General features: G+C 39.0%; 13 protein-coding genes. 6 read left to right on the forward strand and 7 right to left on the reverse strand.

Annotated elements, in window-relative coordinates; genetic code table 11:
- The 3 genes from DRF59_RS10135 to DRF59_RS10145 all read left to right on the forward strand — a co-directional run.
- Window positions 1-499 (forward strand): hypothetical protein (locus DRF59_RS10135; protein ID WP_115959323.1); only part of this gene is annotated, 499 nt, incomplete at its 5' end.
- A gap of 120 nt (window positions 500-619) precedes the next feature.
- A complete protein-coding gene (locus tag DRF59_RS10140; protein ID WP_115959325.1) occupies window positions 620-2962 on the forward strand; it encodes a mechanosensitive ion channel family protein in 2343 nt (780 codons plus the stop codon).
- Window positions 2963-3078: 116 nt separating this feature from the next.
- Window positions 3079-3354, forward strand: coding sequence for a hypothetical protein (locus tag DRF59_RS10145; protein WP_115959327.1), 276 nt, complete (start codon window positions 3079-3081; stop codon window positions 3352-3354).
- Window positions 3355-3363: 9 nt separating this feature from the next.
- Here the strand turns inward: DRF59_RS10145 and DRF59_RS10150 are convergent, their stop codons facing one another.
- Both DRF59_RS10150 and DRF59_RS10155 read right to left on the reverse strand, forming a co-directional pair.
- Window positions 3364-4182, reverse strand: coding sequence for a helix-turn-helix domain-containing protein (locus DRF59_RS10150; RefSeq protein WP_115959330.1), 819 nt, complete (start codon window positions 4180-4182; stop codon window positions 3364-3366).
- A gap of 118 nt (window positions 4183-4300) precedes the next feature.
- Complete coding sequence (locus tag DRF59_RS10155) at window positions 4301-5716, reverse strand: aldehyde dehydrogenase family protein (protein WP_115959332.1); 1416 nt, start codon at window positions 5714-5716, stop codon at window positions 4301-4303.
- Window positions 5717-6159: 443 nt separating this feature from the next.
- Between DRF59_RS10155 and DRF59_RS10160 the strand changes: the two genes are divergently transcribed.
- On the forward strand, window positions 6160-6780 hold the full coding sequence (locus tag DRF59_RS10160) for a DUF1062 domain-containing protein (protein ID WP_115959334.1): 621 nt from the start codon (window positions 6160-6162) through the stop codon (window positions 6778-6780).
- A gap of 80 nt (window positions 6781-6860) precedes the next feature.
- Here DRF59_RS10160 and DRF59_RS10165 read toward each other — a convergent pair whose 3' ends face one another.
- The gene (locus DRF59_RS10165; RefSeq protein WP_115959336.1) at window positions 6861-7769 is read right to left on the reverse strand and encodes a PhzF family isomerase; all 909 of its coding nucleotides are present in this window, start codon (window positions 7767-7769) and stop codon (window positions 6861-6863) included.
- A 275-nt stretch (window positions 7770-8044) separates the two neighbouring features.
- On the opposite strand from DRF59_RS10165, the gene DRF59_RS10170 reads away from it, so the two are divergent.
- Both DRF59_RS10170 and DRF59_RS10175 read left to right on the forward strand, forming a co-directional pair.
- Window positions 8045-9082 carry a helix-turn-helix domain-containing protein gene (locus DRF59_RS10170; protein ID WP_115959338.1) on the forward strand — a complete coding sequence of 346 codons (1038 nt, stop codon included), beginning with the start codon at window positions 8045-8047 and terminating at the stop codon, window positions 9080-9082.
- 120 nt (window positions 9083-9202) lie between these two features.
- Window positions 9203-10840 (forward strand): serine hydrolase domain-containing protein, encoded by a 1638-nt coding sequence (locus DRF59_RS10175; RefSeq protein WP_115959340.1) that lies wholly within the window; start codon window positions 9203-9205, stop codon window positions 10838-10840.
- A 51-nt stretch (window positions 10841-10891) separates the two neighbouring features.
- Here the strand turns inward: DRF59_RS10175 and DRF59_RS10180 are convergent, their stop codons facing one another.
- From DRF59_RS10180 to DRF59_RS10195, 4 genes are all read right to left on the reverse strand, one after another.
- A complete protein-coding gene (locus DRF59_RS10180; protein ID WP_241505529.1) occupies window positions 10892-11209 on the reverse strand; it encodes a hypothetical protein in 318 nt (105 codons plus the stop codon).
- A 121-nt stretch (window positions 11210-11330) separates the two neighbouring features.
- Window positions 11331-11678, reverse strand: a complete 348-nt coding sequence (locus DRF59_RS10185; protein ID WP_115959344.1) for a DoxX family protein — start codon at window positions 11676-11678, stop codon at window positions 11331-11333.
- Between the two features lie 151 nt (window positions 11679-11829).
- Entirely contained in the window at window positions 11830-12240 is a 411-nt protein-coding gene (locus tag DRF59_RS10190; protein ID WP_115959780.1) for a hypothetical protein, read from the reverse strand.
- A gap of 198 nt (window positions 12241-12438) precedes the next feature.
- Window positions 12439-13656, reverse strand: coding sequence for an MFS transporter (locus tag DRF59_RS10195; RefSeq protein WP_115959346.1), 1218 nt, complete (start codon window positions 13654-13656; stop codon window positions 12439-12441).
- Window positions 13657-13799 lie beyond the last annotated feature (143 nt).

Here is a 13799-nt window from a genome sequence, read left to right on the forward strand (position 1 = left end):
GTTTGGGTCAGGCATAAAGAAATACTCCGGGCTACGGCTGATGGAAACCTTCTTCCGGTTCAATGAGCTGGCAAAAGCTAAAGAACAGCTGAACAATATTATGAATTACGCAGTAAAGAGTGACCGCTGGATTAAAGAAGATCCTTCCGTGATCTTTCATTTTCACCAGTCTATGCGGTCATTTGTGCGTGCCGGGTATCTTATAAAACTTAAAGAAAAGAAACAGGCATTCCCTGTCCGGGCAGAAAATATTTCTCCACTATTTCCCGGTTTACTTTCGGAAAAAGAATACCGGAATCCTTTGCTGGTCTTTAAAAAAGCATTCAAAGAATACAGTATAGAGGAGTTTGATTACTTTATGTCCGGGATTGTGTATTTCTCACTGGGCGTTTATGATAATGTCCCGGAGAAAAATATGATAAGCCCGTACATCCATCTCACCAAAATGCTGGATGCCGCCCATCTCATCCTGGAAAGAAGAGGGCAGAAAATAAGGTAACAGGTTGCTGAAAAGTAAAAGCGGGAGGTGAATAGATTTGATATATACCAATAGATGTATATCGATGATCCGCTTACACTGGAATATTTCATTTAATTTAGCAGGGTTAAATTATACGGTATGTTAAAGAAAAACAGTGTATTGATCATTACGGTATTAATATTTTTCTCATCATTTTTTCATGCCCAGGAGAAACCTGGCAATGAACCGCAGAAGAACATCAGTACATTAATGAATGAAACGACTTCCGGGGACTATCTGCTGGCTATTGAAAAAGCCGGTGAGGTCCTCCAGTCGTCTTATATTGATGCAGAATTTACCACTGAAGCGTATCTTGTGTTTTCTGATATAGACAAGACCGATAAAGATATGGATGTTATCCTGAGAAGTGTAAAAGCTGCCAATCTGAACGTCCGGAACCAGCAGATGTATCAGACGATACTGGAACAGCTTAAAATAAAACTTGATAACCAGAGTAAGTTTATCAATAAACAGGACAGTATACAAAACAGCATACAGAGCCGCATTGCATCATTGGGAAAAGACAAGGTGGTGATGGCATTTGTAAAAGATACCCTCCGGCAAAAACAGTTTCAGAAGGAAATACAGGAGCTTACCAAGCAGTATAAAAAAACAGCAGCCCTTCTCAGCAAAAATGCTAAAACACTGAACGGGAAAAAAAGAAAAATACTTGAAAATAAAACAGCTGTTTTTTATGCATTGCAGACTGTAGAAGAAAGACTCCAGAAATCGGAGATCAATCTTATCAAAAAAGAATATCCTTTACTCTGGAATGTCGGGGCTAAGGCTGACGGTGAAGATATTTCTGCAAATTTTTCCGGGAAAATAGGAGTGGAGAAGGAGGTTACCCTCTATTATATTACCCGGATTATTACAGGGTTGTTTATTGCAGGTATTTTTATGCTTCTTATATGGGTTTACCTTCATAACAACCTGAAATATCTGAAAAAAGCAGGCTGCCTGGATAACCTTGAAGCGCTTAATTTTAGCTTTCTGAACAAAGGAGCGTTCGTTCCTGTACTTGTTCTGGGGCTTTATATTGTTATTTTATCCAATCTGTATGCTCCTGTAGTGTTTACCACAATGCTGCATTTTATCCTGCTCATAAGCATCAGTTTCCTTTTTCGCGGTAGCTGGCAGAAAACAAGCCGGTATAACTGGCTGTTCCTTATTCTCCTTTTTACGGTATCCAGCTTTATCAACCTTTTTGTGCCGGTAAGCTTTACAGAACGCTGCGTGTTTATCCTGATTAATGCCGGGGCGGTCTTTTATATTATAAAACAGCTGAAGATACCGGACAACGGACTTTTTAAGCTTAAATTTTTCAGATGGACCGGCTTCATATTCATTTGCTTCTGTGTCCTGTCTGTTATACTGAATATTTTCGGCAGAGTTTCCTTATCCCATACCCTGAGTCTTGCGGCAACCGTGGCACTAACCCAGGTGATCGCCCTCAGCGTTTTATTGAAGATTTTTATTGAAATCATTTTGCTCCAGATCTACAGAACCCGGGTGCAAAGGGGAATTGTCACAATCTTTGATCATAAGAACCTGTCGGATAACCTGAAAACTCCTTTTATCATCATTACGGTTTACCTCTGGTTTGTGGTTACTGCTTCCTACCTCAATATCTGGGGAAGCATCAGCGATTCAATGGTAAGCCTGCTGAAATATACCGTACATATCGGCAGCTTAAGCTTTACACTGGGAAGTGTGCTTTTATTTTTTGCGATGATATGGATCGCGCATTTACTGCAAAAATATGCTGCTTACTTTTTTGGTGAAATAGAAGATGAAGACGAAGAAAATATTAATAAAAAACAGCATTCAAGACTTCTGATCATCAGGCTGGTCCTGCTTACGGGAGGATATCTGCTGGCTGTACTGGCTTCGGGAATCCCACTGGACAAGGTAAGCATTATTATCGGAGCCCTGGGAGTTGGGGTCGGTCTGGGATTGCAGGGAATTGTCAGTAATTTCGTATCAGGGGTTATTTTGATATTTGGAAGGGCCATACAGATCGGGGACATTATTGAGATCAGCTCCCAGCAGGGAAGGGTAAAATCCATGGACCTGAGAACCACAAAAATAAATGCACCTAACGGATCTGAGATCATTATACCGAATGGCAGCCTGCTTTCCCAGAATATTACCAACTGGACGTATACCGATAACCTGAAGCAGGTAGAGATCAGTTTTAATCTGAAAGGGGAAACAACACCGGAGGATATTAACGGGATCATCCGGGAGACGATATCCGGAATGCCTATGATAGAGCAGACAAGACCCTGCCAGATCTATTATAATACTTTATCAAAGGAAAGCTTTGGAGTACTTATAAAATTCTGGTGCAGTATTTATCGCACCGAAGAAGTAATCAGTGAAACCAAACAGGCTCTCTTTAAAGCTTTTGGAAATCATAATATTGACATAACGATTTAATAATCCATCATCAGGACAGATCCCGGAATGAGATAACTGTCCGGAATATATTGTAAGAATACCAGGAAAAAGAGTATTTTCAGCAACAGATAAGCGATTAATACAGTTCGTTCAGGATGAATAAACGCGAACAGGGATCTCCAAAAGAGGAGTATAAGCCTTGCTATTCCTTTGTAAAAACAAGATATCAGATCATTAGCCACTTTCTGAAGGGAGTCCACTGGTTCCGGCCTGATCTGCGTATTGATGCCAGGGTATATGAAGACTTTTATCTTAACGAAAAAACATTCTGTTTTGACCCCGCTGTCCGCAGAAAAGATTTTGTCATAAAATTAAGCGCAATGGTAGTATTTATACTGGTGATAGCTGTCAGTCTTTACATGACAGTATAGTGCTGCAGCTTACTTATTCAGTTTCTGAGTCTGTAAAGCGGTGGGCGGATATCCGTACTGCTTTTTGAAGGCAAAGGAAAAATGGGAAAGGTTTTCAAATCCCAGGTCCAGATAGATATCAGAAACCATTTTCCCTTTTTGGGTGAGCAAGACATAAGCTTCCTGTAATCTCCGGTGCTGAAGCCATTGGCGGGGCGGCAGTCCGAAAACCTTCCGGAAATCCCTTTTAAAAGTAGACAAGCTTCTTCCCGTTAAATATGCAAACCGTTCAACCTTGACATTAAAATGGAAATTCCTGTTCATAAATGCTTCAATATCGATTTTATAAGGTTCGGAGAAATTAAATAAAATATCTTTAAGAGCTGGGTCATAGTTTAACATCAGCATCAGAGCTTCCTTTTGTTTCAGCCGGATAAGCTCTGTGGAATCCGGATTGCTCAGCAGTTCTTCATACGGAAGAAGTGACTGCATAAATGACATCAGGGCCTGGCTATCCGGTTTTATAAATGTGGAAGCAGGATCTGTTATTTCTGCATGAAGACCATATTCACGGCTGAATTCATGCAGGATAGTATCATCAAAATATAACGTAACGGTTTTAATTTCACCGTTCCTGGGTGGATATTTTGCGAATTTCAGCAGGTGGTTTTTCCTTGCGGAATAGAGATCTCCTTCCTTAAACAAGGTTTTGGTGCGGCCGTCATCCAGTTCCATTTCTCCGGAGAGAACTAGTCCCAGCGAATGAACCTGCGCAAACTGTTCCCCTTCCCTGAACTCTGAAAAGTGGCAGGAATAATTAACGGGGCGGATCGTTGTATGGTTGTCCATTACTTAAACAGTTATTTTTTTTTCAAACTTACAAACTTTTTTACCATCAGGATAAGATTATATATATTCCCCACTGCTAAATGACTGATAAGAAATCTGACAGTGAGGATAAAAACTCTTATGAAAGTATTGCTTTCGGTTCAAGATAAGCCTGAAGCCCGAAAATGCCATATTCGCGGCCTATTCCACTTTGTTTGAAGCCTCCGAAAGGCGCTTGCGGATCATGTGAAAATCCATTAATGCAGACTCTTCCTGCATCAATCCGGGAGGCAACCTGCTCAGCGTGTTTTACATCAGAGGAACTGATGTAGGCAGCTAATCCGTAAGTAGTATCATTGGCTATAGAAATGGCTTCTTCCTCATTTTGATAAGGAATGATTGATAAAACAGGCCCAAAGATTTCTTCCTGTGCAATATGCATATCATTACGGACATTGGTAAAGAGAGTTGCTTTTACAAAATTACCTTCTTCCAGTCCGTCAGGCTTTCCTTCTCCTCCTGCCAGAAGAGTGGCTCCTTCTTCCTGGCCTAACCGGATATAGTTTTGTACCCGTTCATATTGTCTGGCACTGACCATGGGGCCGATATGGGTGGTTTCGTCACCAGGATGGCCTACTTTTACCTGCTGAACAGTCTGTTTTGCCAGTTCGTTGACCTCTGCCAGCCTGCTTTGAGGAACCAACAGGCGGGTAGGAGCAATGCAGGCCTGGCCATTGTTCATATAAGCCCCGAAGACAGCCATAGGAATAGCAGTCCCAAAATCCGCATCCTCCAGAATAATATTAGGTGATTTTCCTCCCAGCTCTAAAGTTACCCGTTTCATGGTATCCACAGCCCCTCTCGCGATTGTTTTGCCGGTAATTGTGGATCCTGTGAAAGAGATCTTGGCAATATCAGGATGGCTGGTGATTTCTGCACCCACTACATTTCCCAATCCGTTTACGATGTTGACAACTCCTTTAGGCAAACCGGCTTCATGGATACATTCTGCAATCAGCCGGGTCTGCTGTGCACTCATCTCACTGGGTTTGATGACTGTGGTACAGCCGGCAGCAATAGCGGTTGCCAGTTTATTACAGATAAAGCTGTTGCTGGCATTCCATGGAGTAATGATTCCTGCAATGCCCAGCGGTTCAAAACGGACTTTTGAATGTCCCACAGCCTGCTCAAAACTGAACGATTGCAGGATTTCAATTGTGGTCGTAAATGCTGAAATGGCATTTTGAACACTCATTTTACAGAACTGTAAAGTTCCTCCATATTCATTTACCATTACAGATACCAGTTCCGCTTCCCGGCGGCTGACTGCTGTATGAAGTTTTTTAAGAAATGTAATACGTTCTTCTTTCGTTGTTTTTGAAAAGGTTTTAAATGCTTCCTTTGCTGCTGCAATTACATTCCTGGTATCTTCCTCATCTCCCAATATCACTTCACCTGTTTTCAGGTTCGTAACAGGGTCTATAAGATCAAAAGTTTCTGTTCCGTGAGGCGTGACAAATTCGCCATTGATGTAAATTTTATTAATCTGTATCATTTTGATTGATTTTAATACCACAAAGTTCGTCCGGAATGCACATAAGAAGTTTGTTGTATAGTCCAATTTTTATTTGTTGTACGGTTCACTTTCAGGATCTTTAAGTGGTTTCCCTGCGTTTTGAAAATTATTTGCTATTTTTACCTCATCAATGTAAACAACATACATTTTGAGAACGACTCTTAAACCTATATTAGCTTAGTATCAGCCTCATAACCACAGGCTGGTCATTCTTTAGTTCAGATATTACCATCTGGACAGGTTTTCATTTAAACATATTATTTATGATGCTGCTGTAAAAGCAACGGCATATTCTGATCATCCGGTCAGGCTATACAGGAATGCAGAACCCATTCCGGAAGAATTTTTAATGACCATTGCTGCTGCAATATCATGAATAGTATGTAGGACTTAACAAAGAATACTAAGCATAATAACAAGTAATGAGTCAGATACATATATGGGAGGTAAAAGCAAAAAATACTCCTCTCTTAAAAAAGAAATGCAATCAGTGCGACAGTGAGAGATTTTATTGCGGAGAGAAATTCAGGATGAACGCACAAAAAAAGAATATTGATATATGGTTAATTTACCGGTGTGTAAAATGTAAGAATACTTACAATATGACTTTGTTTTCAAGGACAAAAACAGAGTCATTACATAAAGATCTTTTCACCAGGTTTTCAGAAAATAATAAAGAAACGGCCTGGCAATATGCTTTTTCACCGGAAACCAGAAGAAAGAATAATATCGAAGCTGATTTTGAAAGTGTAGAATATGAGATCAAGCATACTCCAATAGAAAATATTCTGCATTCAGATACGGAAGTCCTAACCTTTGAGATTAAGTGTCCTTTTGATTTTGGACTGAAGGCATCAGCGGTACTCAGAACCTGTTTAGGTCTTTCTGCTGGTAAACTGAATCAGCTAACGGAGCTCAATGCAGTTTTGTTCCGGGAAAAGGCTTTACAAAAGAAACATAAGATCCGGAACGGAGATATTGTAAAAGTGGATGCAGAAAAACTGAAGAAAGTATACTGCGGAAATACAGGAGCCATTCAATAAATCCATAAAACTGTTGCATCAAATCTAAAAATAATCCCTTCAGAACCAGCTGAAGGGATTAATTATTTCCGGAAATCAATTTAAACATGCATCACTGTTCTGAATACGCTTACTGCATCTCCTGTAATGCTGACCTTATCAGGAGTACCATTGCTGACTTGTACGGTAACAAGAACTTTACCGATCCTGTTGATGGTTTCTCCCTGTTTTCCCGTAAACTCAAAAGTCTCCCCTGAATAACCAGCAATTTTATGGTGGATAAGATAACCTCCCAAAGGTCCATGAGCATTACCGGTAACAGGATCTTCCGTAATGCCGATAGCCGGGGCAAACATTCTTCCGTACGTTAAAATATCAGGATCACCGGTATCAAAGGTGAATACAAAATATCCGTTGCAGCTGATTTCCTTACTCAGCTGAACCAAAGCACCGGAATCGGGAACCAGGCTGTTTAGAACAGATCTGCTTTTAATGCCGATCATTACTTTTGAATGGCCTGTAGATGCAATTTGTACGGGACATCTTTCATCGAGATCATTCATAGTTAATCCCAGGGCCCGGATGATGTTTTGTGTTGTTGACGGATCAAAAGCGGGGCTTAGCCCGAAAGTTCCCTGGGTCATGGTAATCCGGTAATCATTATCTTCTTTTTCTATTTTAACGGGAAGGATTCCGATCTGGGTCTTTATCCTGATAACACAGGTGTCAAGCTGATCTTCCTTTGCTTTTGCATATAATGCCGCAATAGTGGCATGTCCGCAGGAAGGGACTTCTGTGGTAGGGGTGAAATACCGTACATGGTAATCGAAAGCTGGGTCATATAAATCGGGTCGGAAAATAAATGCCGTTTCAGAATTGTTAAGCTCGCGGGCGATGAGCTGCATTTCTTCCGTATTCAGGTGTTCAGCATTTAAAACAACCCCGGCGGGATTTCCCTTGAATTTTTCTTTGGTAAAAGAATCAACCTGGTATACAGTAACTTCCTTCATTATATTTCGTAATTAAGTTCACTATAAAGATAAGAATAAATGAAGAGAAGATATTGTAATATTCACTTGGGGAAGACAGATTTACCATCTCCGGTACAAAAACTTAATCCCATCATCAGGTAGGCAAGAATCAGGCACCCGGCTTTCAGATTCTTTAAGCTTAAATAAATTGCCGGCTTAAGTAAGAATATTTATGTGCTTTGTTGCTAATCAAGAGGTTAAATTATTAATCAGTAGCTATAATTTGTATTTTTGTAATACTGAAAATAGAACATATGGCCTTAATCAATGACTTAGGTAAAATTATTGTTTTTTTGTTTTTACTGTTAAGTGTCTTTCTTGTAACGGTGAAAACAGAAAGGAAGCTGCCTAATTATCTTTTTGCGGCCTTTCTTTTAATCTCTGTTGTTGACCTTTCCGGCTTTTTTCTTACAACGCCTGACCATAATGTGATCAAAGGATTTAAAGTATCCAGTATTCTGTTGCAGATGCCGGTCTATTATTTATATGTAAATGCAGCCTGCTACTATAACTTTACTTTAAATAAAAAACACCTGATACACGGGTTGCCTTTTCTGTTTTTTTTCATCTGGTTCAGTATGAAGGGAATAACCGGGCAGGGAGACTGGCTGTTTGACATCATTTCCACCATTCAGTATTACTATTATATTGTTGCCGTATTTCTGACTCTGAAAACATTTAAAAAGTTGTATCAGGAAAATTATTCAAGTAATCATGACCTGACCTATAAATGGTTATCTCAAACGACCGTCCTTTTTCTGATAGGGAATTTTTTTGTTCTGATCAGGGGATTTGTACAAAATGGCAGTACTCTTTTTTTAGCACTTTATACCTTTAGCTCAGTATTCGTTTTATTCGTCATCAGCTGGTTTGTACTGAACGCATTATACCGTCCGAACCTGCTTGCCGGGATCAATAAAGATCTGGTTCCTGTAAATCCTGTTACTGAATTTAAAGAAGAGCCCGAACAGCTGAAACACCTTTTGAAGTTTATGGAAACAGAAAAGCCTTATCTTAATGATAAACTCACCTTGCAGAAACTGGCAGAGCAGATCGATATGTCTGAAAAGCAGCTGTCGTTATTGATTAACCAATATACAGGAAAGCACTTTTTTGATTTTATCAATGAATTCAGGATTAATGATGCAAAAGAACTTCTGAAAGACCAGCCACAGTTAACCGTGCTGGAAATATTATATGAAGTGGGTTTCAATTCCCGGTCATCATTTTATACAGCCTTTAAAAAAGAAACCCGTGTGACCCCTACAGAGTACAGGAAATCAGTTGTTTAATAAATGTCCGACTTTAAGTCAGACTGAATTTTCAGAATAAAAACAGTCCGGGTTCCGGATTCCGGATATTTTTTCAGAGCTGAAACCTGAGATTTGCTTCATTATTAAAAATTTAAAACAATGAAGTCACCCATTACATTGATCCTGCTTTTTTTTCTCGTTTTCTATACAGAAACCTGTTCCGGGCAATCCGGACAAAAAGAGCAGCTCCGGAAAGCAGATTCTATAATCAGCAGTTACTCAGATGAAAAAGCCCCGGGAATGGCTGTAGGCATTATCAGGGAAGGAGAAGTCATATACAGGAAAACTTATGGATTAGCCAATCTTGAACATAGGATTGCTGTAACTGATTCCACAGCCTTTGATATCGCGTCTGTTTCCAAACAGTTTACAGCATTTATTATTCTTCTGGCAGAAAAAGAAGGAAAACTTTCGTTAGAAGATGATATCAGGATCTACCTGCCGGAATTAAAACATCTTCCCTATAAAATTACCATCCGTCAGCTGGCTAATCATACCCACGGACTGCCGGACTTTACTATGATCAAACGTTTACAAGGATTTGGAAATGAGTTCAGGGTAACCAATAAGGAAGCTGTACAAACGGTTCTGGCTATTAAAAGTATCCACTTTCCTCCGGGAACACAATACTGGTATAATAATACAGGCTTTATGCTTCTTGCAGAAATCCTTCACAGGATCTACAAAAAGGAATTTAACGAGATCCTTAGAGAACATATTTTCAGGCCTCTTCAGATGGATCATTCAATGGCTGTAGATGATCCTGAAAAAATTATTCCGGACAAAGCAGAATCTTACCAGGATAACGGAACCGTGTTTTCTAAAGCTCCTCTGGGCCAGATGGAGTATGGATCATCCAATATATTTACCACACTGGATGACCTTTGTAAATGGGCCGTAAATTTTCAGAATCCAAAAATAGGAAGCCGTGAAATATATAATACCATGCAGCAAAATTCTGTACTTACTACCGGAAAGAAAATAGAATATGGACTAGGCTTGCAGACCGGGAAATATGAAGGACTGAATATTGTTTTCCATGGTGGTGGTACAGCAGGGTACAGGTCTTATATCTTACATGTTCCGGATTATCATTTATCCATTGTTATGACTGGAAACAGGAGCACATTTGATGGATTGTTCATTGTATATAAACTGGTTGACCTGTTTCTGAAAGACCAGCAGGTACTTCCGGCGCCCTCACAAAAAGTAAGCTATACATCGGCCGGACTCAAAGACTTTGCAGGAATGTATGAAATAAATCCCGGTAATTATCTGGAGATAACCACAGATGGAAAAAACCTTTACCAGGGGAAGAATAAAACACCATTAACAATGATGGAAGACGGCCGGTTTTCCATCCCTTATATTCCCACAGCAAGCATCTCCTTTCATACAGGATCACTTATTTTTAATATCGGAGATTTTGCATTTGACTGCAAAAAAGTAATATTAAATACATTAAGGCCTGGCAGAAAAGAGCTGGAGAAATTTATCGGATTCTACAGGAATGAAGAATTTAATACAGTATATCAATTACGTATTGAGGGGGATAACTTAATAGCCAGACATTCTATTAATCCTGATATTGTGCTGTATTCCCTTAGTCCATCAACCTTTTATTCTTTCAGATCAATGTTTGGGAGACTGGATTTCACATATAAAAACAATGCTGTTGAAGGATTTAAGCTGTCCGGAGCTGGTATGACCGATATTGAATTTAAAAAGATAAAATAGGAATACACTATTGAACAAAGGTTATCATGTTTCATAACCTTTGTTTTTACTTTATTTGTCCTGTCCTATATCCAGTCTTTCAAATTTACCCTCTTCATTTTTATGGAACTTAAAAAACACCGGGAAAGTTCCCCATTGTCCGGCTTTAAAATTTCCATAGATATTTTTCCCGTCATTTTCTACACGGTCTATACTGAGGAAGATTTCTTTACCCAAAGCATTGGCGAAAAAAGATCTGAATTTTACGGGGTTACCATCATCGGTCATCATTGGATGTTCTGTAAAGAAAGTATACCATTTCTGATCACCTGCCTGTAATGCTTCTATTGCCTGGCGTACTGCCACATCTGTTATTTTTGATAAATCCATTGTTTGTTGTTTTTTTGTTATAGTATCTGGTATTGTCTGGCGGTTGTCTTTCGTCTGCCCGCAAGCTGTAAGGAAAGGAAAAGAATCAGAGTTGTGGACAATGCATATTTTTTCATATCTGTTAGCTTTTAAGAGGATGCTGCAGATAGATGATCAGCAGATTGATAAGAAGGAAAGGGAATTCAATCGCTGCTCCTTTCAAATCACGATCCAGCAGCTGGAAGCAGATAATAAGTAAAATACCGGCTGCCATCAGAAAATTTCCCCACATAAATGTCCGTGGAAAAAGGATCAGAATTGATGCCAGGATGGTTACTGCTCCATTGATCATAAGTGCCGTTTTACTGAACCCCCATCTTCCAAACATTTCTGCCATTTCGGGTTTTCCGGAGAACATGCTGAATCCTTGTTTGAATCCCATAAAAACAGCAATTAAAATCAATACGGTACTAAAAACTTTCAGAATCATCGGATGGTTTTTTATTTCATACAAATATGGAGGAAATAGCTGATTGATGTATGGTGAGATTTTAGGATATTTCGTACGGATAGTTTTACTACAAATAAAGCCGTTGTTTTAAAACAACGGCTTTGTAATAACTAAGAACTATTTATTAATACTATTTTGTTTCAAGATAGCCATATTTTACAGAAGGTTCCTTCCCAAACAGGCAGGAAAAAATATTCTGGAATTCATGGATGTATTTACACTTTATAGAGTTCCCATAGATTTTCAGGCCTTCCAGTATTTTTCTCGAGCTAAGATCAATATCATATTTTATAAAAGTTTCAGGCCGTTCATAGCGTATTATCTGGTCTGAGCTGTACGTTCTTGAAAAGCCAAACTTTTCCAGCCATTCTTCAGTAATCTTAATAGGTTTGATAGAATCTGCCGGAACAGAAATACTGTGAATATCATTTTCAATTTTAACAAAATAAGCCTGCTCCAAACTCTGAAAAATTTCAGTGATCGTATAAATCTGATTTTTGTACTCGACTAAATTTTTGATTTTAAGATCTGCTACGTTCATAATATTTTGGGTTTTTAAGGTGGTGTATGGTAAATAAAAAACAGCAAATACTATGCCCTGCACCATGTTGCTAAACAGGAGTTTAACGAAAAATTGTTAAAATTTTTGTCTCAAAAAACTAATAAAGTGTTAAAATAGCCGAATTATACACGGTTTGGTGAGTTTATGTCTTTAATAAAACGTGGTACATATGTGGTATCAACCGTTATTTTCCGCAGAAGTGTTAGCTGTAGCCAATAATAGAGCAGCGATAATGGCTATGATAAGAACAGCAATGAATATATTCCAGGAAAATGAATGAAGAAGATATCCTGTACCACTTCCCAGAATGCTGGAGCCGAAATAGTAGAACAGCCAGTAAATAGAAGTAGCAGAAGATTTTCCCTTTTTGGCGTGAAGCGCAGTCATCTGACTGGCCATGGTATGTGCAGCAAAAAAGGAAAGGGTAAAAATTCCAAGCCCCGGAATGACAATATAAATATTTTCCGACAGCAATAAACCAATTCCGCAGAGCATGAGAACAATAAAGCCTTTCAGAATATTATTTTTTGTAAATCTTTTGGAAAGCCTGCCCGTAATCATGGTTCCAAAAACACCGAAAATATACATCAGGAATATAAAGGCAATAACATAATGATTTAATGAAAACGGTTTGGCCTCCAATCTGAAAGTAAGGTAATTGTACACACTTACAAAAACTCCCATCAGTAAAGCTGCTATAAAATACAAACGGAGCATATAGGCACTGGAAAGGAAGTTTTTCATCTGTTTTACCTTTTGATGATAATCTGTTTTCTGAGGAGTGAAAAACTTTGATTCCGGAAAAAGCTTCCAGAAGATCAGCCCTAGGATTAAACTTTCCAGTCCGATGATGAGAACAGCATTCCTCCATCCGAATTCTCCTGCAAAAATAGTGGCCAGTATTCTTCCGCTCATTCCTCCAATTGTATTTCCGCTCAGGTACATGCTGATTGCTGCCGGAACTACAGCAAGTTGAACTTCCTCAGTAAGATAGGCCAGTGCAACTGCAGAAACACCCGACACTACAAAACCTTTTAATATTCCGATGGCAATGAGGAGAGCAAGACTGGGGATCCAGGTAGAAATAATAGTAAGCAAAGCCGATGACAGCAGGGAAAAAACCATAAGCTTTTTTCTGGAGTAGCTGTCTGCTTTAAAAGCAAAAAACAGCAATCCTGACGCCATTCCTATCGTGGATGAAGATACCAGCAGGGAAGTGTCACCTACTGTTACCCCAAACTGTTCGGCAGCCATAGGAAGCATCGGCTGAAAAAGATAAAGCTGTGCAAATACAGAGAGCCCTGAAAAAAATATACAAAGTTTGATATATCGGAAACGAAGGCTCCCACGATCTGCTTTTATTCTTTCGGCTTTTTTCTGATTAATAACGATCATTTGCAATTCAAAATAATTTAGACTCAGTTTATAATGTTCTTATAACAGCCAAATAAAGAAAATGACTGTATTAATTAATTGTTTATTAGTGATTTGTGTTTTTGTAACCGTTTACGATTTTTCATTGATCATGTACGAAATTG

Origin of the sequence: Chryseobacterium flavum, assembly GCF_003385595.1 — a bacterium.
In the GTDB taxonomy this organism is placed as follows: domain Bacteria; phylum Bacteroidota; class Bacteroidia; order Flavobacteriales; family Weeksellaceae; genus Chryseobacterium; species Chryseobacterium flavum.

Coding starts and splice junctions, on each gene's coding strand:
- DRF59_RS10140 (WP_115959325.1), top strand. CDS start 620: ATGTTAAAGAAAAACAGTGTATTGATCATTACGGTATTAATATTTTTC.
- DRF59_RS10145 (WP_115959327.1), top strand. CDS start 3,079: ATGAATAAACGCGAACAGGGATCTCCAAAAGAGGAGTATAAGCCTTGC.
- DRF59_RS10150 (WP_115959330.1), bottom strand. CDS start 4,182: ATGGACAACCATACAACGATCCGCCCCGTTAATTATTCCTGCCACTTT.
- DRF59_RS10155 (WP_115959332.1), bottom strand. CDS start 5,716: ATGATACAGATTAATAAAATTTACATCAATGGCGAATTTGTCACGCCT.
- DRF59_RS10160 (WP_115959334.1), top strand. CDS start 6,160: ATGAGTCAGATACATATATGGGAGGTAAAAGCAAAAAATACTCCTCTC.
- DRF59_RS10165 (WP_115959336.1), bottom strand. CDS start 7,769: ATGAAGGAAGTTACTGTATACCAGGTTGATTCTTTTACCAAAGAAAAA.
- DRF59_RS10170 (WP_115959338.1), top strand. CDS start 8,045: ATGGCCTTAATCAATGACTTAGGTAAAATTATTGTTTTTTTGTTTTTA.
- DRF59_RS10175 (WP_115959340.1), top strand. CDS start 9,203: ATGAAGTCACCCATTACATTGATCCTGCTTTTTTTTCTCGTTTTCTAT.
- DRF59_RS10180 (WP_241505529.1), bottom strand. CDS start 11,209: ATGGATTTATCAAAAATAACAGATGTGGCAGTACGCCAGGCAATAGAA.
- DRF59_RS10185 (WP_115959344.1), bottom strand. CDS start 11,678: ATGATTCTGAAAGTTTTTAGTACCGTATTGATTTTAATTGCTGTTTTT.
- DRF59_RS10190 (WP_115959780.1), bottom strand. CDS start 12,240: ATGAACGTAGCAGATCTTAAAATCAAAAATTTAGTCGAGTACAAAAAT.
- DRF59_RS10195 (WP_115959346.1), bottom strand. CDS start 13,656: ATGATCGTTATTAATCAGAAAAAAGCCGAAAGAATAAAAGCAGATCGT.